Here is a 19,659-nt window from a genome sequence, read left to right on the forward strand (position 1 = left end):
TGTCCGGCGGTGCCGGACGGCCTCAGCGCGGCCGCCAGGCCTTCCCGTGGTGCCGGGAGCCGGAGGGTTCCCGGCCGTCGCCGCTAGGGCGTTTCCGGGCCCCCTGAGGGCTTCCCCGGGTCTTCCTTCGGGGAGCCGTTCGCCGGGCCCGCGGGGCGGGCCGAGAAGACGTCCTTGAGCCGGCCGCCCAGGTCCCCCGCGCCGCCCGCGATGTCCCGCACCAGCCCCATCAGCGGGTCCTTGCTGGAGCGGACCGTCTCCGCGTAATGGTTCGCGGACTCGCGGAAGGAGTCCGTCACCGACGTGTTCTTGTCGTCCGCGCGCCGCGGGTAGTGCCCGTCCATGATCCGCTGGTAGTCCCGGCTCTCGGACCACTTCTTCAGCTCCGCCGCCCGCACCGTGGTGAACGGATGGCTCCGCGGCAGCACGTTCATGATCTTCAGGACGGAGTCGCGCAGGTCGCCGCCGGCCTCGTACTCCTCCGCCTGCGCGAGGAACGCGTCCACGTTCATCTCGTGCAGGTGGTTACCGCCGGCGATCTTCATCAGGCCGCGCATCGACGCCCGGACGTCCTGGCCGACCAGCAGCCCCGCCCGGTCCGCGGACAGCTCCGACTTGCGGAACCACTCCCGCAGGGCCGTCACGATCGCCATGATCGCAACGTTGCCCAGCGGGATCCAGGCCACCTTGACCGCGAAGTTCGTCAGGAACAGCAGGATCGTGCGGTAGACGGCGTGCCCGGACAGCGCGTGCCCCACCTCGTGCCCGACGACGGCCCGCATCTCCTCCTCGTCCAGCAGCTCGACCAGGCCGGTCGTCACCACGATGACGGGCTCGTCCAGGCCGATGCACATGGCGTTGGGCTGCGGGTCCTGGGTGACGTACATCGGCGGGACCTTCGGCAGGTCCAGGATGTAGCAGGCGTCCAGGAGCATCGTGTGCAGGTGCTGGAACTGCTGTTCGCCGACGCGCACGGAGTCGGACAGGAACAGCAGCCGCAGGCTGCGCTCGGGCAGCAGCCCGCTCAGCGCCTTGAAGACCGTGTCGAAGCCGCTCAGCTTGCGCAGCGCCACCAGGGCGGAACGGTCCGCCGGGTGCTCGTAGGCGCGCGAGGAGATGTCCGGGAAGCGCCGGCGTTGCCGCCCCGGCAGGTGCTCCCCGGGAGCGTGGCCGTTACTGCCGTTGCTGCTGTCACTCATCGAGACCCCCTCGGCGGCGTAATGCACCTTCCGGACCCCACCCTAGGCGCTGCCGGTGACAGGGCTACCGTGGAGACATGCCCCATCTGCACGCACTTGCCGCCCAGCCGGCCGTCACCGAGCTCCTCGCCGTCTCCAAGGACGACACGGGGCCGGGCTGGGTGATCCGCACCGTGCTCATCGTCGGTGTCGTCGGGATCGTCTTCCTCGCCTGGTTCCTGCTGCGCGGCTACAAGAAGGACTGAGACGGACCAGGACGGGCCGGGGCGGGCCGGACGGACCGACGCGCGGCGCGCAAGCGTGGAGTCGGCGTGAGCCCGGCCGCACCCCCCGCATACGATGTGGCAGAAGTCTCTGCCCGCTACCGTCCCGGATAGGTCCTGCCGACGATGACTGCCTTCGCCTCAGCGCACACCGCTCTCGCCACCCTCGCCTCCGAGGGCGAGCACGTCGACTCGCACCCCAGCATCAGCCCGTACATGACCGGTGGCGCCGCCCTGGTCATCCTGCTGCTCCTGCTGTGGGTCACCACCCGCTTCAACCGCGACCGCTGAGCGAGCCGGTCCCTGCGGGTCCGGCACCCGGCCGCGCCCAGTAGGGTCTGCACGCATGGGAGAGCAGACAGGGCCCGTGAAGCGGCGGCTCGGCGTGATGGGCGGGACCTTCGACCCGATCCACCACGGCCACTTGGTCGCCGCGAGCGAGGTGGCCGCGCGTTTCCACCTGGACGAGGTGGTCTTCGTACCGACCGGGCAGCCGTGGCAGAAGAGCCACCGGGAGGTGTCCGCGGCCGAGGACCGCTATCTGATGACGGTCATCGCCACGGCGTCGAACCCGCAGTTCTCGGTCAGCAGGATCGACATCGACCGCGGGGGGCCGACGTACACCACGGACACGCTGCGTGAGCTCGCCTCCCTCAACGACGACTCGGACCTGTTCTTCATCACCGGCGCGGACGCGCTGTCCCAGATCCTGACCTGGCGGGACACGGAGGAACTGTTCTCCCTGGCCCACTTCATCGGCGTGACCCGGCCCGGCCACATACTGGCCAACCCCGGGCTGCCGGAGGGCGGCGTCTCCCTGGTCGAGGTGCCGGCCCTCGCGATCTCCTCCTCCGACTGCCGAGCGCGCGTGGCGCAGGGCGACCCGGTCTGGTATCTGGTCCCCGACGGCGTGGTGCGCTACATCAACAAGCGCAAGCTCTACCGGCGCTGAGCGGCACGGAACCGAGGGGCACTGAGGGGAACCGGTGAACGACCGACAGGACCCGTACGCACATCAGCCGCAGGTGTACGGCTACGACGCCTACGGGCAGCCGGTGTACCACCCGGACGCCCCCGAGCTGGTGTACGACCCGTACGGTCAGCCGGTCCAGCAGCAGCCCCGCCTTCCGCAGGAGCCCGTGCACGGGGCCGCCCACGGGGCCCAGGGCGGCGGGTACGGCGGGTACGACGCGGCGGGCGGCTACGACCCGTACGGCATGCCCGTGCAGGAGCCCCCCCAGCAGGCTCCTCAGCACCCTCTTCAGCAGCAGCCGGTCCAGCAGCAGGCCCAGCAACAAGCCCGGCAGCAGGTCCAGGAGCAGGGGATCCCGCGGCAGGCGGGCCCGCCGTACGCCGAGGAGCAGGCCCCCGCCCGTGACGCCGCTCCCCCCGCGGCAGCGGACTACCGCACCGAGCAGTTCTCGTTCATCGAGGAGCCCGACGAGGACTCCGAGGACGTCATCGACTGGCTGAAGTTCAGCGAGAGCCGCACCGAGCGGCGCGACGAGCGCAAGCGCAAGGGCCGCAACCGGATCGTGGCCCTCGCCGTGGTGCTCGTCCTCGCGCTGGGCGGTGCGGCCGGCTATCTGTTCCTGACCGGCTCGGACGACGGTAAGGGCGCCGCCGCGACCGGCGGGGGGCAGAAGCGCGACGTGATCGTCGTCCATCTGCGGCAGACCCGCGGCGGCGGCTCCTCCACCGCCCTGCTGGTCGACAACGAGACCACCAAGAAGGCCACCACCGTCCTGCTGCCGAACACCCTGGCCGTCGCCAAGGAGGGCGGCGCGGGCTCCACGACGCTGGGCAAGTCCGTGCAGGACGACGGCACCGGCGCCACCCGCGACGCCCTGAACACGCTGCTGGGCTCCGACATCAAGGGCAGCTGGCGGCTGGACACCCCCTACCTGGAGAACCTGGTCGAGCTCGTCGGCGGCATCGAGACCGACACCGACACGGACGTCCCCGGCGAGAAGCCCGGAGACAGCCCGCTCGTCCGGCGCGGCACCGCGCAGAGCCTGAGCGGTCGGACGGCGGTCGCCTACGCCACCCACCGCGGGGCGGGGGAGGACGAGGGCAAGCAGCTCGCCCGGTTCGGCCAGGTCATGCAGGCGGTGCTGAAGAAGATGCCGACGGACAGCGCCTCGGCCACGCGCACCGTGGAGTCGCTCGCGCAGATCCCCGACCCCTCGCTCTCCACCGAGCAGCTGGGTGCCTCCCTGGCCCACATGGCAGCGCTGGCCCGCAAGGGCGCGTACGCCACCGCGCTGCTGCCCGTGCAGCAGGACGGCACCCTCGGCGAGAAGGCCACCGGGGGCGTCGTCAAGGAGGTCCTGGGCGGCACGGTGAAGAACACCGACCGCAACGCGACGCCCCGGGTGAGCGTGAAGAACGCCACAGGCGGCAAGGGCGCCGCGACCTCCGCGCAGATCACGCTGGTCAACAGCGGCTACAGCGTGATCGACGGCGGTACGGCGGGCTCCGCGGCGACGGCCTCGGCGGTGCTCTACGCGGACGAGCGGCGGGCGGCGGAGGCCAAGGAGGTCGCCAAGACGCTGGGGCTGCCGGCGGGCGCGGTGAAGCAGGCGAAGGACGCGACGACGGCGGACGTCACCGTGGTCCTGGGCAAGGACTACAAGGGCTGAGGGCGAACGGCCGCAAGGGCTGAGGGCGAACGGCCGCGGGGGCCGGGGGAGGCGGCCGCGCGGGCCGCGGCCCGGCCCCGGAGGCCCGGCCGTAATGCCCAGGAGAGTCGCCGGTGGGTCGTGAGACCCTTGATGGGTACCCGCATCCTCTTCGACGAAAGCATGGCTTGTGACCGCCACGGACCGCTCCATCGAGCTCATCAAGGCCGCCGCCCAGGCGGCCGCCGACAAGCTCGCGCACGACATCATCGCGTACGACGTCAGCGACGTACTGTCGATCACCGACGCCTTCCTGCTGGCCTCGGCCCCCAACGACCGCCAGGTCAAGTCGATCGTCGACGAGATCGAGGAGCACCTGCTCAAGGAGCTCGGCGCCAAGCCGGTGCGCCGTGAGGGCGACCGCGACGCCCGCTGGGTGCTGCTCGACTACGTCGACATCGTCATCCACGTGCAGCACAGCGAGGAGCGTGTCTACTACGCGCTGGAGCGGCTGTGGAAGGACTGCCCGGAGATCGAGCTGCCCGCCGACGCCGTCGCGACGCGCGGCAAGGGCGAGGAGCACGCCCGTGAGCACGCCGCGGAGGCGGGCTTCGACGGCGTGGACGGTGAGCTGAGCTGAGCGGCGGCAGCAGCGGCGGCCGGGGCCGTCGCATCGTCCTGTGGCGGCACGGCCAGACCGCCTGGAATCTGGAGCGCCGCTTCCAGGGCTCCACGGACATCGAGCTGACCGGGACCGGTGTGGCGCAGGCGCGCCGGGCCGCCCGGCTGCTGGCCGGCCTCGGGCCGGACGTGATCATCGCATCGGACCTCAGACGGGCCGCGGCCACGGCGGCGGAGCTCGCCGCCGTCACGGGCCTGCCCGTCACCACCCACGCCGAGCTGCGCGAGACGTACGCGGGCGTGTGGCAGGGCCTCACGCACGACGAGATCATCGAGCGGCACGGCGAGGAGTACGCGGCGTGGAAGCGCGGCGAGCCGGTCCGGCGCGGCGGTGGAGAGCTGGAGACCGAGGTCGCCGACCGGGCCGCCCCGGTGGTTCTGGAGCAGGCCGCGAAGCTGCCCGAGAACGGCACGCTCGTGGTCGTCAGCCACGGCGGCACCATCCGCACCACCATCGGCCGGCTGCTCCAGCTGGAGTCCCGCTCCTGGGAGGCGCTGGGCGGCCTCACGAACTGCTGCTGGTCGGTGCTGGGCGAGGGCGCGCGCGGCTGGCGGCTGCTGGAGCACAACGCGGGGACGCTCCCCGAGCCGGTGCTCGGCGACGACGACTGAGCGTCGCCGGGGCGCCCCCGGAGGCTCCCGGGGCCGGATTTCACATCCGGGCAGGTGGCAGGCTAAAGTTCTTCTTGTTCGCGGGGAACGCCGGGGGAAACGCCGGAAGACCTGAGAACAGCGGGGCTATAGCTCAGTTGGTAGAGCGCCTGCATGGCATGCAGGAGGTCAGGAGTTCAATTCTCCTTAGCTCCACAGTTCGAAACGATCCCGTCTCCGTCACCGGAGGCGGGATCGTTTGCTTTAGCGGCACATTCCCGTGGCAGAATCCGGTCGTCGGGAGCGGAGGACGGGCCGAAGGGGAGGGAACGGCTGACCCATGGGTGCTCACAGCCGGAAGTGCGACTGGTGCGGCAGCGGCACGCCCATCGTCCGTGACATGGAACCGCTCAACTCCGCCTTCCAGTACTGGTGCGTGGAGTGCGCACGGGCGCTGATCATAAAAGGCGACCCCATCGAGACCTACCGCGAGCTGGAAGGCGAGCCGATCTACGGGCGGCTGCTGGACGAGCACTGCACGCTCAAGCGGTTCTACTCCTTCGCGACGGCCTGACCGCCTGACCGCCTGACCGCCCTGACCGCCTGACGACCCGGCGGCCCGGGCCGCCGGGCGGGAAGCGCGCACCGGAACGCCCCCGCACCGGAACGCACACGACCGCGCACCACGGTGCGACGGAACCTGTGATTTCCCGTTTTTTCCCCGGATTCCCTTCTTGTCCGGCAACCCCACCAGAGACGCACGCGTCCTGAGGGGTGAAGCTGCCGCCGGGAACGGCCGGCGGCACGGGGGAAGCATGCGGAGGACACCGCGTGACCGAAACTGTCATCGGCGCGGCCGGCACCGAAGAGGCCGTAGCCGAACTCACACCCTTTCTCGACGCGCTGCGCGTCCCGCCGGTGCTCCGGCCCGGCCGGACCGAAGCGCTCCGCGGTATCGAGATCGAACAGACCGCCACCTGGGTCCGGCTGCACTCGCAGCTGCCGCCGACCCGCGTATGGGCCTACGAGGGGCACGTGCCGGGGCCCACGATCGAGGTGCGCCGCGGCCGCCGGCTGCGCATCACCTGGAGCAACCGCCTCACCGGCCCGCACCCGGTGACCGCCGTGGAGGCCGCACAGCTGCCCGGCGCCCCGGCGCCCGACACCCTGCCCGGCCGCAGCGGCGCCGTACCACTGGCCGACGTCGCGGCGCTGCCCGCCTGGACGGTGACGCACCTGCACGGCGCGCCCACCGGCGGCGGCAACGACGGCTGGTCGGAGAACGCCGTCGCGCCCGGCGACAGCCAGCTCTCCGAATATCCCAACGACCACCGTGCGGTCACCTGGTGGTACCACGACCACGCCATGGACATCACCCGCTGGAACGTCTTCGCGGGCCTCGCGGGGATGTACCTCGTGCGGGACGCCGAGGAGGACGCGCTGCACCTGCCCTCGGGCGAGCGCGAGATCCCGCTGATCGTCCAGGACCGCAACCTCGACCAGGACCCGGACGGCAAGCTGACCGGCCGGCTGCTGCACAAGACCGTGATCGTCGGCAAGGACGCCCACGGGAAGAACGTCACCCGGTCCTTCAACGGCCCGTACACCCTTGTCAACGGCGTCATCTGGCCGTACCTGGACGTGACCGCCCAGTGGTACCGCTTCCGGCTGCTCAACGCCTCCAACGCCCGTACCTACGCGCTGCGGCTGGTGGACGAGGAGACGGGTGCGCCGGTGCGGGAGGCGGCCTGGCAGATCGGTACGGACGGCGGGCTGCTGCCCCGCCCGCTGCCGCTGGACGGCCCGCTGTCCGTCGCGCCCGCCGAGCGCATGGACCTGCTGATCGACTTCGGGCAGCTGCGGGGCCGCCGCGTCCGGCTGGTCAACGAGGCGCCGGGAGTGCCGTACCCGCAGGTCATGGAGTTCCGGGTGGCGGACGAGGAGGAGTGCGACCCCTTCGTGCTGCCGTCGGTGATCTCCAGCTCCTTCGAGCGGCTCACCCACGACACGGTGCCCGAGCACGAGCACCGGCTGATCGCGCTGGTCCCGCCGGGCACGGCCGGGAACGCCCACCCGGGCATGTGGGAGATGCAGCGGGTCGAACCCGGGGACGTGGAGGTCCCGGGGGAGGGAGTGATCCAGGTCAAGGGCGCGGACGGCAAGCTGCGGACGTACCGCAGGGCCGCCCAGAGCTTCGACGACGCGCTGGGCTTCATGGTCACGTACGACGCCTGGGAGCAGTGGAGCTTCCTCAACCTGGGCGGCCCGACGCACCCGATGCACATCCACCTGATCGACTTTCAGGTGCTCAGCCGCGACCTCTACCCGGCCGGCCCGCAGAGCCCCTTCGACGTCGCCCTGGGCGGCACGCGCGCGCCGCTGGAGTCCGGGGGGCGGGCGCCGGTGTCGGAGGGCGACGCGGGCTGGAAGGACGTGATCCAGGTGCCGGCCGGGCAGATGGTCAACGTGATCGGCCGGTTCCGCGGGGGGCGCGGCCGGTTCATGTACCACTGTCATCTGCTGGAGCACGAGGACATGGGGATGATGCGTCCGTTCGTGGTGATGCCGGGTGAGGTACTGAAGTTCCATCACGGGGAGCACGGCGGCCACGGAGGGCACGGCCACTGACGCCGCCCCGGGCCGCGCCGTGCGGCCCGGCGCCCGCCGTCCGGACGGCGGCCAGAGCGAGGAAGGCCGCCCCGGCCGCCGGGTAGCCGGCGGAGAGCAGCATGTGGCGGCCGTCCTGCCGGAGTTCGAGCCGGTCCTGCGTTCCGTGGGGGACGCGCCACAGCACGTAGGAGCAGAACAGCACGGCGGCCACCGCGGTCCCCGCCCACCAGGCGCGGCTGCCGCGGGCGGCCGCCTCGCGGGCGAGCAGCAGCCCGGCCGGGACGCACCACACCCAGTGGTGCGACCAGGAGACGGGGCTGACGAGCAGGGCGGTGGCCGCACAGGAGAGGGCGCCCCAGGCGGCGGCCCGCGGCCCGGACAGCTGCGTGCGGACCGCCACGGTGAGGCCGAGCACGGTGACGGCCAGTGCCGTGACCGCCCACCACGGGCCGGGGTCGCCGGTGTGCAGCAGCCGGGCGAGGACGCCGCGCAGCGACTGGTTTGCGGTGTCCTCGGCACGGCCGACGCGCTCGGTGGCGAAGACGGCGTCCGTCCAGAAGCGGCGCGAGTCGTGCGGCAGGGCGAGCGCGGCGAGGGCCGCCGTAGCGGCGAACGCGGCGGTGGCGACGGCCGCCCGGCGCAGCCACGGCCCGCCGCTGCCCGCCCCCGTGCCGCTCGCCCGCCGGGTGGCGAGGCCGGTCGCCGCCATGTGGACGACGAACAGGGCGGGGGTGAGCTTGATGCCTGTTGCGAGGCCGGTGCCCAGGCCCGCCCAGCGGTGTCCTGCGGGCCGCGTCAGGTCCCACAGCACCAGGGCGACGACGAGGAGGTTGATCTGCCCGTTGCGCAGGGTCTGCCACACGGGCTCGCACCAGACGCACAGGGCGGCCGCGGTGAGGGTCACGGCGGCGTGCGGGCGGCCGTGGACGAGCCGTACGGAGAGGTGGACGAGGGCGAGCAGCAGGCCGAGGTTGGCGAGCTCGGTGAGCACGCGCAGCGCGGTCGTGCCGGGCAGGGTCAGGGCGGTGAACAGGAGCGCGGCGAAGGGCGGGTACGTGGCGGGCAGGCCGCGGTGCGTGGCGCGCATCGCGTAGAGGTCGCCGCCGGTGCGCACGGTCCACCCCTCGGCGCGGTAGACGAGGACGTCGATGGAGGCGACGTGGGAGGCCCGCTGGGCCAGCAGGAAGAGGCAGAAGGAGACCAGACAGCCCGCGGCGGCGGCCAGGGTGCTGCGGCGGCCGGGACGGCCGGGCCGGGCTGGCACGAGGAGCACTCCGGTTCCACGGGTGACAAATCGGGCGAATAGTGGGCGATGTTATCCCATTCGCCCAGGTTCTCCGTGCTGCCGGGCGGCCGATTTGGCAGGTGGCGGGGGTCTCCGTGTAATGTTGTCGATGTCGCCGGGGGAAACGGCAAGGGAAACGACCCGAACCGATCCCGGTGGAAAACAGAACAAGGGGCTATAGCTCAGTTGGTAGAGCGCCTGCATGGCATGCAGGAGGTCAGGAGTTCAATTCTCCTTAGCTCCACAGGAAATAAGCGGGTCGTCCGGAATCGGACGGCCCGCTTTTCCTTTGCCCCGCACCGCCGGGGCCCCGCTAGCGCTCCTTGTCCAGCCGCAGGGCCAGTGCGGGGCAGCGTCGTACGGCCCGCTGCGCCCGGCCCCGCAGATGGTCCGGGACGCCCGCGTCCGCGAGCGCGGGATAGCCGTCCGGCCCGGTGCGTACGAGCTGCGGCAGCAGGTCCGCGCACAGCCCGTGGCCCTTGCACAGCGTCCAGTCGACCGCCAGCCGCTCCACGCGGCGCGGAGCGTCCCCGGGGGCGTCCGTGCCGCCCGGCGGGGGCAGGGGCAGCACCCCGGCCGTCGGGCGCCCGCAGCCGCCGCCCAGGACGTGCGCCGCGAGGTCGTCGGTGAAGGCCGACAGCGCGGTCAGGACGAACCGCGCGGCACCGTCCGGATGCCCGCACGCGCCGCGCCCCCGCACCGCCCCGGCGGCCTCCCGCACGGTCTCCAGCGCGCCCCGCCCGCCGCCGGCCGCGACGTCCGCCAGCGCCCCGGCCAGCGTGGGCAGACCGAGCCGGCACGGACCGCACTGCCCGGCCGACTCGGCGGCCAGCCAGTGCGCGACCCGTACCGTCTCGCCCAGCGGGCAGGTGTCCGCGGGCAGCGGCAGCACGGCCCCCGCCCCGAGCGCCCCGCCGCGGGCGGCCAGGCCCCGGTGCGACACCGGTGCCGCGGCCGCCGTCGCCGCGTCCAGCCACGCACCGTGGTAGCCGCCGGTCAGCACCGCCTGCGGGGCCGGCGCGGCGCCGCACGCCGCCAGGACGGAGGCGAGCGGCACCCCGCTCGGCGCCTCCACGACCTGCGGCTCCGGCACCGCGCCCGAGACCGTCAGCAGCACCGTGCCGGGCTCGCCCGCCGTGCCCGCGGCCGCGTAGCCCTCGGCCCCCAGGCGGGCGGCGAGGGCGAGTTGGGCGTAGGTCTCGGCGTTGGACAGCAGCGTCGGCGCCCCGCCCAGGCCCTCGTGCGCGGCCCTGCCGTGCCGGCCGGGCGGCAGCGGCGGCCCGCCGTCGGCGGCCCGCAGCAGCGCCGAGGACTCGCCCGAGACCAGCCGCTCGGGCAGGCGCACCACCCGGGCGCGCACGGACGGGCCGCGCCGGTCGGACAGGCCCCGCTCCGCCAGCGCCTCCCGCACCGAGGCCTCGGCCGCCGCCCGGGTCACCCCGACCACCACCGAGCCCGCGCCGAGGGCGGCCGCGGCCAGCAGCGCCCCGTCCAGCACCAGGTGCGGCGCCCGTGCGAGCAGCACGGCGTCCTTACGGCAGGACGGATCGCCCTCGCAGCCGTTGACCACCACCGCGGGGCACGCGCCGCGCCGCCGCGCCATCCGCGCGACCGCCTGCAGCTTCTGCGTGAACGGGAAGCCCGCGCCGCCGCGGCCGCGCAGCGCGACCTCCTCCGCCAGTGCCGTCAGCTGCGCCTCGGTGTGCCGGGGCAGCGAGCCGTGCACCGACAGGTGCGCGCTGCGGTCCAGCCGGGCCGCCCTGTCCAGCCCGGCCAGCAGCCGCGGCCGCCCCAGGGAGAGGACCGCCGGCTGCTCGGGGAGCGCGGCGCTCACCAGGGCCGGCCAGGGGCGCCCGGCGGCAGCCGGTCCGCCCCTATGCGCTGCTGGACCACCGTCGCGGCGAGCGGGGCCGGGCCGCGGACGTCACCGGTGCGGTCGGAGATCTCTAGGAGGTCCATGGCACGGCACGGTAGGGAGCCCACCGGCGGCGTGCGGTCCGCTTCGCACAACCTCGGTGCGAGGGGCCCCACCACTGCTAACGTCGGTTCGTTCGGCGCCACTTCGGCCGTTCTGCCGATCCCCGGGGCTTTCGTGGCGCTTCCTTGATCGCTTCTTGGTCTCTTCTTGGTGCTGCCATGCCCCATGGACGAGCCGTTCGCCGAAAGAGTGACGCGCTGGGGGGCGTGCTCATGCCGGGCACGTGTGCGGCCGCGCGCCGCCCCGCTTTCGCGACCACTCGTTTCGCAGGGGGTTCCATGAGATCAAGCCGCTCCCGCGTGCGCGCCGGACTGGCCCTGGCGGCTGCGCTGCCGCTGGCCGCCGGGGCGCTCGCGCTCGGCACGCCCGCCGCCCTGGCGGCCCAGGCCCCGCAGGGGCCCGGCCCGCACGACCGGCAGACGCTGGCGGGCACCCAACCGCTGTGGGCGACGCCCTCGGCCGACCGCGGCACCGCCGCCCCGGCGGAGGGCGTCACCGCCCGCGTCTACCTGGCCGGCCGGGACGCGAAGGGCCTCGCCGCCTACGCCCGGGCCGTCTCCGACCCGGCGTCGCCCTCCTACGGCAAGTACTTGACGTCACGCCAGGCGAAGGAACGTTTCGGCGCCACGAAGGAGCAGATAGCCGGGGTCACCGGCTGGCTGAGGTCCTCCGGCCTGAAGGTGACCGGCACCAACGACCACTACGTCTCCGTCACCGGCGACGCCGCCGCGGCGAAGAAGGCCTTCGGCACCGAGCTCCACCGCTACGCCAAGGACGGCCGCACCTACCACGCGCCGTCCGCCGCGGCCTCCGTCCCCGCCTCCCTCGGCGGCGCCGTCCTGACCGTCGTGGGCCTGAACGACGCCCCGCGCCTGGCGAAGCACCGCGAGTCCCTCCCCGGCCCGTCGCCCGTCTTCCGCAACGCCGGCCCGTTCTCCACGTACTACGGCTCGAACGTGAACACGAGCCTGCCGGCCGCCTACGGCTCGCACGCGCCGTACGCGATCAAGGGCTACACGGGCAAGCAGCTGCGCGCCGCGTACGGCGCGAAGAACTTCACCGGCAAGGGCGTCACGATCGCCGTCACCGACGCGTACGCCTCGCCCACCATCGCCCAGGACCTGCAGACGTACGCCAAGCGCAACGGCGACAAGAGCTGGCGCAAGGGCCAGTTCTCCCAGGTGCTGCCGGGCAGCTGGACGCACACCGGCGAGAAGGAGTGCGACGCCTCCGGCTGGTACGGCGAGGAGACCCTCGACCTCGAGGCCGTCCACGCCGTCGCCCCGGACGCGGGCGTCGTCTACGTCGCCGGCGCCTCCTGCCAGGACGACGACCTGATCGACGCCCTGCACAAGATCGTCGACGGGCGGCTCGCGGACATCGTCTCCAACTCCTGGGGCGACGTCGAGGGCAACGAGACACCGGACGTGGCCGCCGCCTACGACCAGGTCTTCCAGACCGGCGCCGTCGAGGGCATCGGCTTCTACTTCTCCTCCGGCGACGACGGCGACAACGTCGCAAGGCACGGCAGCAAGCAGGTCGACACCCCCGCGAACTCCCCGTGGGTCACCTCCGTCGGCGGCACCTCGCTCGCCGTCGGCAAGGGCGACAAGTACTTGTGGGAGACCGGCTGGGGCACCCACCAGGCCGACCTCTCCAAGGACGGCCTGAGCTGGGAGGGCTCGGCCTTCACCGGTGGCGCCGGCGGCGGCACCAGCAAGATCCACCAGCAGCCCTTCTACCAGCGCGGCGTCGTCCCCGACGCCCTCGCCAAGGCGAACGGCACCACCCCCATGCGCGTGGGCCCCGACATCGCCGCCGTCGCCGACTCCAGCACCGGCTTCCTCGTCGGCCAGACGCAGACCTTCCCCGACGGCAGCAGCAAGTACGACGAGTACCGCACCGGCGGCACCTCGCTGGCCGCGCCCGTGATCGCCGGCGTCCAGGCGCTCGCCCAGCAGGCCCGCCACGGCGTGCCGATCGGCTTCGCCAACCCCGCCCTCTACGACCGGTACGGCACCTCCGCCTACCACGACGTCACCGACCACCCGCTCGGCAAGGGCCGGGGCATCGGCGTGGTCCGCGTGGACTACAGGAACGGCGTGGACGCCGGGGACGGCCTGGCCACGTCGCTGCGCAGCTTCGGCAGTGACAGCTCGCTCGCGGCCGTCCCCGGCTACGACGACGTCACGGGCGTGGGGACGCCGGGAGACTCCTACGTGACGTCGTACGTCCCGGGTCACCGACGCTGAGCGGCGTGAACCGCGCCCCCTAAGGGGCGCGGGGAACTGCGCGAGCAACCACGGACGGCCCGCACCTGAGGGACGAGCGCACCCGGCACGGCGTTCGTGCCGGACACGGCCTCCTTGCCGGGGGGGGGAAGGGCCCGCCCGCACCTCAATGCGGGCCCTTCGGCCCCTGCGGTAACCTGACCCCATGCGTGCCGTACGCCTTCTGCTTAGCGGGCCGCGCTGATCAGTACCGACCGGTGACCACGGTCGGCATCGGCGCGGCGTCCCCTCCTGTGCGAGGGGATTTTTCATTTCCGCAGGTGCCGCAGGTAGAGACGACGACGATCGATGGAGCTTTGAGGACGATGAGCGAGACCAACACCGCCGCCGAGGTGGCTGCCCCGCACCGCTACACGGCCGCGCTGGCCGCCGACATCGAGGCACGCTGGCAGGACGCCTGGGACGCCGAGGGCACGTACGAGGCGCCCAACCCCAGCGGTGACCTGGCGGGCGACCCCGCGGTCGCGGCCCGCCCCAAGAAGTTCATCATGGACATGTTCCCGTACCCCTCGGGTGCGGGCCTGCACGTCGGTCACCCCCTGGGCTACATCGCCACCGACGTCTACGCACGCCACCACCGCATGACCGGGCACAACGTCCTGCACACCCTCGGCTTCGACGCCTTCGGCCTGCCCGCCGAGCAGTACGCCGTGCAGACCGGCACCCACCCGCGGGTCTCCACCGAAGCCAACATCGTCAACATGAAGGCGCAGCTGCGCCGCCTGGGCCTGGGCCACGACAAGCGCCGCTCGTTCGAGACGATCGACCCGGCCTACTACAAGTGGACCCAGTGGATCTTCCTGCAGATCTTCAACTCCTGGTACGACGAGGACGCGAAGAAGGCCCGCCCGATCAGCGAGCTCATCGAGCAGTTCGAGAGCGGGCAGCGCGAGGTGCCGGGCACGCGCGCGTGGAGCGAGCTGAGCGCCGCCGAGCGGGAGGACGTCCTGGGCGGCTACCGCCTGGCCTACGCCTCCGACGCGCCGGTCAACTGGTGCCCCGGCCTGGGCACCGTCCTGGCCAACGAGGAGGTCACCGCCGACGGCCGCTCCGAGCGCGGCAACTTCCCCGTCTTCAAGTCCAAGCTGCGCCAGTGGAACATGCGGATCACCGCCTACGCGGACCGCCTGCTGGAGGACCTGGACGCCCTGGACTGGCCCGAGGCCATCAAGCTGCAGCAGCGCAACTGGATCGGCCGCAGCGTCGGCGCCCGCGTCGACTTCGCCGTCGACGGCCGCCCCGACGAGAAGATCACCGTCTTCACCACCCGCCAGGACACGCTCTTCGGCGCCACCTACCTGGTCGTCGCCCCCGAGCACCAGCTGGTCACCGAGGACGAGGCCCACCGCTCGGTCGTCCCGGCCGCCTGGCCCGAGGGCACGCACCAGGACTGGACCGGCGGGCACGCCACCCCGGCCGAGGCCGTCGCCGCCTACCGCAAGGAGGCCGCCGCCAAGTCCGACGTCGAGCGGCAGGCCGACGCCAAGGAGAAGACCGGCGTCTTCACCGGCGTCTACGCCGTCAACCCGGCCAACGGTGAGAAGCTGCCCGTCTTCACCGCCGACTACGTCCTGATGGGCTACGGCACCGGCGCGATCATGGCCGTCCCCGCCCACGACAGCCGTGACTTCGCCTTCGCGCGCGCCTTCGACCTGCCGATGCGCTGCGTCGTGCAGCCGGCCGACGACCGCGGCACCGACCCGTCCACCTGGGCCGACTCCTTCGACTCGTACGACGCCGAGATCATCAACTCCGCCGGCCGGGGCGTCTCCCTGGACGGCCTGGTCGTCACCGAGGCCAAGACCCGCATGGCCGAGTGGCTGACGGAGCAGGGCATCGGCGAGGCCACCGTCAACTTCCGCCTGCGCGACTGGCTCTTCAGCCGCCAGCGCTACTGGGGCGAGCCCTTCCCGATCGTCTACGACGAGCAGGGCGTCGCCCACGCGCTGCCCGAGTCGATGCTGCCGCTGGAGCTGCCCGAGGTCGAGGACTACTCGCCGCGGACCTTCGAGCCCGACGACGCCGACACCCGGCCCGAGACCCCGCTCTCCCGCAACGAGGAGTGGGTCAACGTCACGCTGGACCTCGGCGACGGCCCCAAGCGCTACCGCCGCGAGACCAACACCATGCCCAACTGGGCGGGCTCCTGCTGGTACGAGCTGCGCTACCTGGACCCGGACAACGACGAGCAGCTGGTCTCCCCCGAGATCGAGCAGTACTGGATGGGCCCGCGCGAGGGGCAGCCGCACGGCGGCGTCGACCTGTACGTCGGCGGTGCCGAGCACGCCGTGCTGCACCTGCTGTACGCCCGCTTCTGGTCCAAGATCCTCTTCGACCTGGGTCACATCTCCTCGGCCGAGCCGTTCCACAAGCTCTACAACCAGGGCATGATCCAGGCGTACGTCTACCGCGACGCCCGCGGCATCGCCGTCCCGGCCGCCGAGGTGGAGGAGCGCGAGGGCGCGTACTACTACCAGGGCGAGAAGGTCAGCCGCCTGCTCGGCAAGATGGGCAAGTCCCTGAAGAACGCCGTCACGCCGGACGAGATCTGCTCCGAGTACGGCGCGGACACCCTGCGCCTGTACGAGATGGCGATGGGCCCGCTGGACGTCTCCCGCCCCTGGGACACCCGCGCCGTCGTCGGCCAGTACCGCCTGCTGCAGCGCCTGTGGCGCAACGTCGTCGACGAGGCGACCGGCGAGGTCACCGTCGTGGACGGCGAGGCCGACGAGGCGACGCTGCGCGCCCTGCACAAGGCGATCGACGGCGTCGGCCAGGACCTGGCGAACCTGCGCTTCAACACCGCCATCGCCAAGATCACCGAGCTGAACAACCACGTGACCAAGCTGAGCGAGGTCCCGCGGTCCGTCGCCGAGGCCATGGTGCTGCTGATCGCGCCGCTGGCCCCGCACATCGCCGAGGAGCTGTGGCACCGGCTCGGCCGCTCCGGCTCCGTGGTGCACGCGGACTTCCCCGTCGCCGACCCCGCCTACCTGGTCGACGAGGCCGTGACCTGCGTCGTGCAGATCAAGGGCAAGGTCAAGGCGCGGCTGGAGGTCCCGCCGTCCATCTCCGACGAGGAGCTGGAGAAGGCCGCGCTGGCCGACCCGGCGGTCGTCGCGGCGCTGGGCGGCGCGGGCATCCGCAAGGTCATCGTGCGGGCGCCGAAGCTGGTGAACATCGTCCCGGCGTAGGGTCCGGCCACTGAGGGTTCTTCCCTACGGGCAGGTTGGGGGTTCGTTCGGAACCCGCGGCCTGCCCGTGCCGTTTACGGTGGAGGGGGAGCGCAACCGCCGTCCCCCCTCCCCATCGTCCCGAGGAGCGTCATGGAAGCCGTGGCCGTGATCGTCGCACTGATCTTCGCGGTCCTCGTCGCACTCGGGGTGATCGCCACGGTCAGGACGGTCCGGGCGGTCAAGCGCGGAGTGGACCGCACGGTCCACCAGGCGCGCCGCACCGTCGAGGACACCCGGCTGAAGGCCAGGCAGTTCGCCCAGCCCGGCGCGGCCGGGGAGGTAGCCCAGCTCCGCCTGTCCCTGCGCACGTCGATGCGCGCCACGCAGGACGCCCTGCACGCCGCCGCGCCCGACGACCCCTCGCTGTCCGAGGCGCTCGCCCTCTTCCAGCGGCTCAGCGCCCACGGCCACGAGCTGGACGCCGACCTCAAGCGCCTGGAGGACGAGCCGGACAAGACCCGCGTCGCGGCCTGCCTGCCCGAGCTCCGCGAGCGCACGGCCCGCGTCAAGGACTCGGCGGATTCGCTGCGCTTCGCCGCCCAGGACCGCGCCCGCCGCTTCGCCGAGGACGACCTGGAGACGCTGAGCGGCCAGATCCGCATGGAGGCGGGGGCGCTGCGGCACTGGAGCGACGAGGGGATGAGCGGCGAGGGGATGCGCGGCGAGGCCTCGGGCGGGGGTGCCGGCGGTCAGGCCGGAAGCCAGGCCGGTGGTCAGGCCGGTGGTCAGGGCCGCGCTGCGGACGCCGGGGCGCCGGCGGGGGAGCAGCAGCCGGAGCCGCGGGCGATCACCGGGCGCGACCGGGACCGGGACGCGTGGCGCTCGCCGGGCTATTCGTGGCAGAAGACGGGCCGGCAGGAGCAGCAGAACGCGGGGTGACGGGCGCGCCCGCGTGGGGGTTCGTGCGCTGGGTCTGGCCCCGTGAGCCGAGTCTGGCTCTTGAGGACTACCTCATAAGGGCGCCCGCTGTCCGGCGGTCCCGCGGGATGATCACCTGTACGGGGCCCGTACTGCCGTCGGAGCGCCCCTGCGGGTAATCTCCGGAACATGTCCCGCCATGTCGCTGTCATTACTGATTCAACGGCCTATCTGCCGCAGCGGGCGATGGAGCGGCACAGCATCACCGCCGTACCGCTGACCGTCGTGCTGGGCGACGAGGCGCTCGAAGAGGGCACCGAGATCTCGGCCCGCAGTGTTGCCCAGGCGCTGCAGAAGCGCAGGTCGGTGACCACGTCCCGGCCCGGCCCCGAGGTCTTCGCGGCGGCGTACCGCGCGGCGGCCGAAGCCGGTGCGCGGGGGATCGTCTCGCTGCACCTGTCGGCCGAGTTCTCCGGCACGTACGACGCCGCGGTGCTCGCGGCGCGCGAGGCGCCGGTGCCGGTGCGGGTCGTGGACACGGGCCTGGTCGCCATGGCCCTCGGCTTCTGCGCGCTGGCCGCCGCCGAGACGGCGGACGCCGGCGGGACCCTCGACGAGGCCGTCGCCGCCGCCGAGAAGCGAGCCCAGGGCACGGCCACGTTCTTCTACGTCGACACCCTCGACTACCTCCGGCGGGGCGGCCGCATCGGTGCGGCCCAGGCCCTGCTGGGTTCGGCGCTCGCCGTCAAGCCGCTGCTGCAGCTGGAGGGCGGCCGCATCGAGCTGCGCGAGAAGGTGCGCACGGCGTCCAAGGCCATCGCCCGGCTGGAGGAGATCGCGGTGGAGCGCGCGGGCGCGGCCCCCGTCGACATCGCCGTTCACCACCTGGCCGCTCCCGACCGGGCGACCCTGCTGGCCGACCGGCTGCGGGAGGGGCTGCCGGCGCTGGAAGAACTGCACGTCAGCGAGGTGGGGGCGGTCATCGGGGCGCACACGGGGCCGGGGCTGCTGGGCGTGGTGGTGGCACCGAAGTAGTCCCCCGGCCGGGTGACGCGGATATCCACAACTGGCGGGATATCCACGGGAATCAGGCCCTCCGCATGGGATCGGGCGAATCGCTCTACGGTCTTGCGCATGACGGATCGCCCGAGAAGTAACGCAGTTGAGCCCGGCGGCCCTTCGCTGCGCGAGCGGGCGGGGGAGCTGTTCCCGGGGCGGCCGGTGGGGCACGCTGCGGAGGGGGAGGACCGCGGGAGGCCCAACCGCACGTGGAGGCAGGACGGTTGGCGGCCGGCTCTGCGGGAGCGGCTCCCGCTGTGGCTGCAGGTGCGGTGCGGCATCGAGCCGAGGACGCTCGCGGCGCTGGCGGTGGTGCTGGTCGCGGCGTGCGCCTTCGCCGCGTACCACTTCCTGGCCGGGCGTCCGCAGACCGTGCGGGTGCCCGCGCGGCAGGCACCGGCCGCCGCCCTTCCGTCCGCGCCGGTCCCTCCGGCGCAGGCCGTGCCCTCGGCGGTCGCCCGTCCCGGCGGGGCGGTGGTGGTGGACGTGGCGGGCAAGGTCCGCCGGCCCGGCGTGCTGCGGCTGCCGCCCGGCTCACGGGTGGCCGATGCGCTGGCCGCGGCCGGGGGAGCCCGGCCGGGGGCGGACACGACGGGCATCAACCGGGCGCGGGTCCTCGTGGACGGCGAGCAGATCGTGGTGGGCGCTCCGACAGCTCCGGGTGCGGCTCCGGGTGCGGCCCCGGGTGGGGCCCCGGGTGGGGCTCCGGGCGCCTCGGGCGGCTCTGCGGCGGCCTCCGGGGCTGCGGCGGCGCCGGGCGGGCCGCTCAGCCTGAACGCGGCGACGGCGGAGCAGCTGGACGCCCTGCCGGGCGTCGGCCCCGTCCTGGCCCGCCACATCCTCGACTACCGCGCGCAGCACGGCGGTTTCCGCTCCGTCGAGGAGCTCCGCCGGGTCAACGGCATCGGCAGCCGCCGCTTCACCGACCTCCGCCCCCTGGTCCAGCCATGACCCCCACGACCGCCCCGCGGCGCGCGGGGAAGTGAG

16 protein-coding genes, 2 tRNA genes and 1 pseudogene are annotated in these 19,659 nt (G+C 73.1%); 15 read left to right on the plus strand and 4 right to left on the minus strand.

Annotated elements, in window-relative coordinates; all coding sequences use genetic code 11:
* Positions 1-83: 83 nt before the first annotated feature.
* On the minus strand, positions 84-1,199 hold the full coding sequence (locus ACSNOG_RS00920) for a M48 family metallopeptidase (protein WP_436750539.1): 1,116 nt from the start codon (positions 1,197-1,199) through the stop codon (positions 84-86).
* Positions 1,200-1,276: 77 nt separating this feature from the next.
* Between ACSNOG_RS00920 and ACSNOG_RS00925 the strand changes: the two genes are divergently transcribed.
* The 9 genes from ACSNOG_RS00925 to phsA all read left to right on the plus strand — a co-directional run bounded on the left by ACSNOG_RS00925 (position 1,277) and on the right by phsA (position 7,983).
* Positions 1,277-1,444: a hypothetical protein gene (locus tag ACSNOG_RS00925; protein ID WP_436750540.1), complete on the plus strand. Its 168-nt coding sequence runs from the start codon at positions 1,277-1,279 to the stop codon at positions 1,442-1,444.
* A gap of 144 nt (positions 1,445-1,588) precedes the next feature.
* On the plus strand, positions 1,589-1,753 hold the full coding sequence (locus ACSNOG_RS00930; protein ID WP_436750541.1) for a hypothetical protein: 165 nt from the start codon (positions 1,589-1,591) through the stop codon (positions 1,751-1,753).
* A gap of 55 nt (positions 1,754-1,808) precedes the next feature.
* Entirely contained in the window at positions 1,809-2,414 is a 606-nt protein-coding gene (nadD, locus tag ACSNOG_RS00935) for a nicotinate-nucleotide adenylyltransferase (RefSeq protein ID WP_436750542.1), read from the plus strand.
* A gap of 34 nt (positions 2,415-2,448) precedes the next feature.
* Entirely contained in the window at positions 2,449-4,104 is a 1,656-nt protein-coding gene (locus tag ACSNOG_RS00940) for an LCP family protein (RefSeq protein ID WP_436750543.1), read from the plus strand.
* Positions 4,105-4,273: 169 nt separating this feature from the next.
* Complete coding sequence (gene rsfS, locus ACSNOG_RS00945) at positions 4,274-4,723, plus strand: ribosome silencing factor (RefSeq protein ID WP_436750544.1); 450 nt, start codon at positions 4,274-4,276, stop codon at positions 4,721-4,723.
* Complete coding sequence (locus ACSNOG_RS00950) at positions 4,720-5,376, plus strand: histidine phosphatase family protein (protein ID WP_436750556.1); 657 nt, start codon at positions 4,720-4,722, stop codon at positions 5,374-5,376. The genes rsfS and ACSNOG_RS00950 overlap by 4 nt, the downstream gene beginning before the upstream one ends.
* A 122-nt stretch (positions 5,377-5,498) precedes the next feature.
* Positions 5,499-5,571, plus strand: a tRNA-Ala gene (locus tag ACSNOG_RS00955).
* A 124-nt stretch (positions 5,572-5,695) separates the two neighbouring features.
* Positions 5,696-5,929 (plus strand): hypothetical protein, encoded by a 234-nt coding sequence (locus tag ACSNOG_RS00960; RefSeq protein WP_058044482.1) that lies wholly within the window; start codon positions 5,696-5,698, stop codon positions 5,927-5,929.
* A 257-nt stretch (positions 5,930-6,186) separates the two neighbouring features.
* Positions 6,187-7,983, plus strand: a complete 1,797-nt coding sequence (gene phsA, locus ACSNOG_RS00965) for an O-aminophenol oxidase PhsA (RefSeq protein WP_436750545.1) — start codon at positions 6,187-6,189, stop codon at positions 7,981-7,983.
* 28 nt (positions 7,984-8,011) lie between these two features.
* Here phsA and ACSNOG_RS00970 read toward each other — a convergent pair.
* Positions 8,012-9,238 (minus strand): annotated as a pseudogene (locus ACSNOG_RS00970) (glycosyltransferase 87 family protein); the annotation flags it as partial.
* Positions 9,239-9,421: 183 nt separating this feature from the next.
* Between ACSNOG_RS00970 and ACSNOG_RS00975 the strand changes: the two are divergent.
* Positions 9,422-9,494 (plus strand) — tRNA-Ala (locus ACSNOG_RS00975).
* 69 nt (positions 9,495-9,563) lie between these two features.
* On the opposite strand, the gene ACSNOG_RS00980 is transcribed toward ACSNOG_RS00975, so the two are convergent.
* A complete protein-coding gene (locus ACSNOG_RS00980; RefSeq protein WP_436750546.1) occupies positions 9,564-11,084 on the minus strand; it encodes an NADH-ubiquinone oxidoreductase-F iron-sulfur binding region domain-containing protein in 1,521 nt (506 codons plus the stop codon).
* Complete coding sequence (locus tag ACSNOG_RS00985) at positions 11,081-11,209, minus strand: hypothetical protein (protein WP_436750547.1); 129 nt, start codon at positions 11,207-11,209, stop codon at positions 11,081-11,083. The genes ACSNOG_RS00980 and ACSNOG_RS00985 overlap by 4 nt, the downstream gene beginning before the upstream one ends.
* Before the next feature lie 297 nt (positions 11,210-11,506).
* On the opposite strand from ACSNOG_RS00985, the gene ACSNOG_RS00990 reads away from it, so the two are divergent.
* The 5 genes from ACSNOG_RS00990 (at position 11,507) to ACSNOG_RS01010 (ending at position 19,623) form a co-directional block, all read left to right on the plus strand.
* The gene (locus tag ACSNOG_RS00990; protein WP_436750548.1) at positions 11,507-13,480 is read left to right on the plus strand and encodes a S53 family peptidase; all 1,974 of its coding nucleotides are present in this window, start codon (positions 11,507-11,509) and stop codon (positions 13,478-13,480) included.
* 344 nt (positions 13,481-13,824) lie between these two features.
* Complete coding sequence (locus ACSNOG_RS00995) at positions 13,825-16,713, plus strand: leucine--tRNA ligase (protein ID WP_436750549.1); 2,889 nt, start codon at positions 13,825-13,827, stop codon at positions 16,711-16,713.
* Between the two features lie 132 nt (positions 16,714-16,845).
* A complete protein-coding gene (locus tag ACSNOG_RS01000; RefSeq protein WP_436750550.1) occupies positions 16,846-17,634 on the plus strand; it encodes a hypothetical protein in 789 nt (262 codons plus the stop codon).
* Positions 17,635-17,802: 168 nt separating this feature from the next.
* Positions 17,803-18,648, plus strand: a complete 846-nt coding sequence (locus ACSNOG_RS01005; protein ID WP_436750551.1) for a DegV family protein — start codon at positions 17,803-17,805, stop codon at positions 18,646-18,648.
* Positions 18,649-18,747: 99 nt separating this feature from the next.
* Positions 18,748-19,623: a ComEA family DNA-binding protein gene (locus tag ACSNOG_RS01010; RefSeq protein WP_436750552.1), complete on the plus strand. Its 876-nt coding sequence runs from the start codon at positions 18,748-18,750 to the stop codon at positions 19,621-19,623.
* The last annotated feature ends 36 nt before the right edge of the window (positions 19,624-19,659 follow it).

Origin of the sequence: Streptomyces sp. URMC 124, from assembly GCF_051386455.1 — a bacterium.
Lineage (GTDB): Bacteria > Actinomycetota > Actinomycetes > Streptomycetales > Streptomycetaceae > Streptomyces.

What these genes read in the sequence shown, in the direction of transcription:
- ACSNOG_RS00920 (WP_436750539.1), bottom strand. Translation starts at nt 1,199, where the DNA reads ATGAGTGACAGCAGCAACGGCAGTAACGGCCACGCTCCCGGGGAGCAC.
- ACSNOG_RS00925 (WP_436750540.1), top strand. Translation starts at nt 1,277, where the DNA reads ATGCCCCATCTGCACGCACTTGCCGCCCAGCCGGCCGTCACCGAGCTC.
- ACSNOG_RS00930 (WP_436750541.1), top strand. Translation starts at nt 1,589, where the DNA reads ATGACTGCCTTCGCCTCAGCGCACACCGCTCTCGCCACCCTCGCCTCC.
- ACSNOG_RS01010 (WP_436750552.1), top strand. Translation starts at nt 18,748, where the DNA reads ATGACGGATCGCCCGAGAAGTAACGCAGTTGAGCCCGGCGGCCCTTCG.
- ACSNOG_RS01000 (WP_436750550.1), top strand. Translation starts at nt 16,846, where the DNA reads ATGGAAGCCGTGGCCGTGATCGTCGCACTGATCTTCGCGGTCCTCGTC.
- ACSNOG_RS00990 (WP_436750548.1), top strand. Translation starts at nt 11,507, where the DNA reads ATGAGATCAAGCCGCTCCCGCGTGCGCGCCGGACTGGCCCTGGCGGCT.
- ACSNOG_RS00960 (WP_058044482.1), top strand. Translation starts at nt 5,696, where the DNA reads ATGGGTGCTCACAGCCGGAAGTGCGACTGGTGCGGCAGCGGCACGCCC.
- ACSNOG_RS00995 (WP_436750549.1), top strand. Translation starts at nt 13,825, where the DNA reads ATGAGCGAGACCAACACCGCCGCCGAGGTGGCTGCCCCGCACCGCTAC.
- nadD (WP_436750542.1), top strand. Translation starts at nt 1,809, where the DNA reads ATGGGAGAGCAGACAGGGCCCGTGAAGCGGCGGCTCGGCGTGATGGGC.
- ACSNOG_RS00985 (WP_436750547.1), bottom strand. Translation starts at nt 11,209, where the DNA reads ATGGACCTCCTAGAGATCTCCGACCGCACCGGTGACGTCCGCGGCCCG.
- ACSNOG_RS01005 (WP_436750551.1), top strand. Translation starts at nt 17,803, where the DNA reads ATGTCCCGCCATGTCGCTGTCATTACTGATTCAACGGCCTATCTGCCG.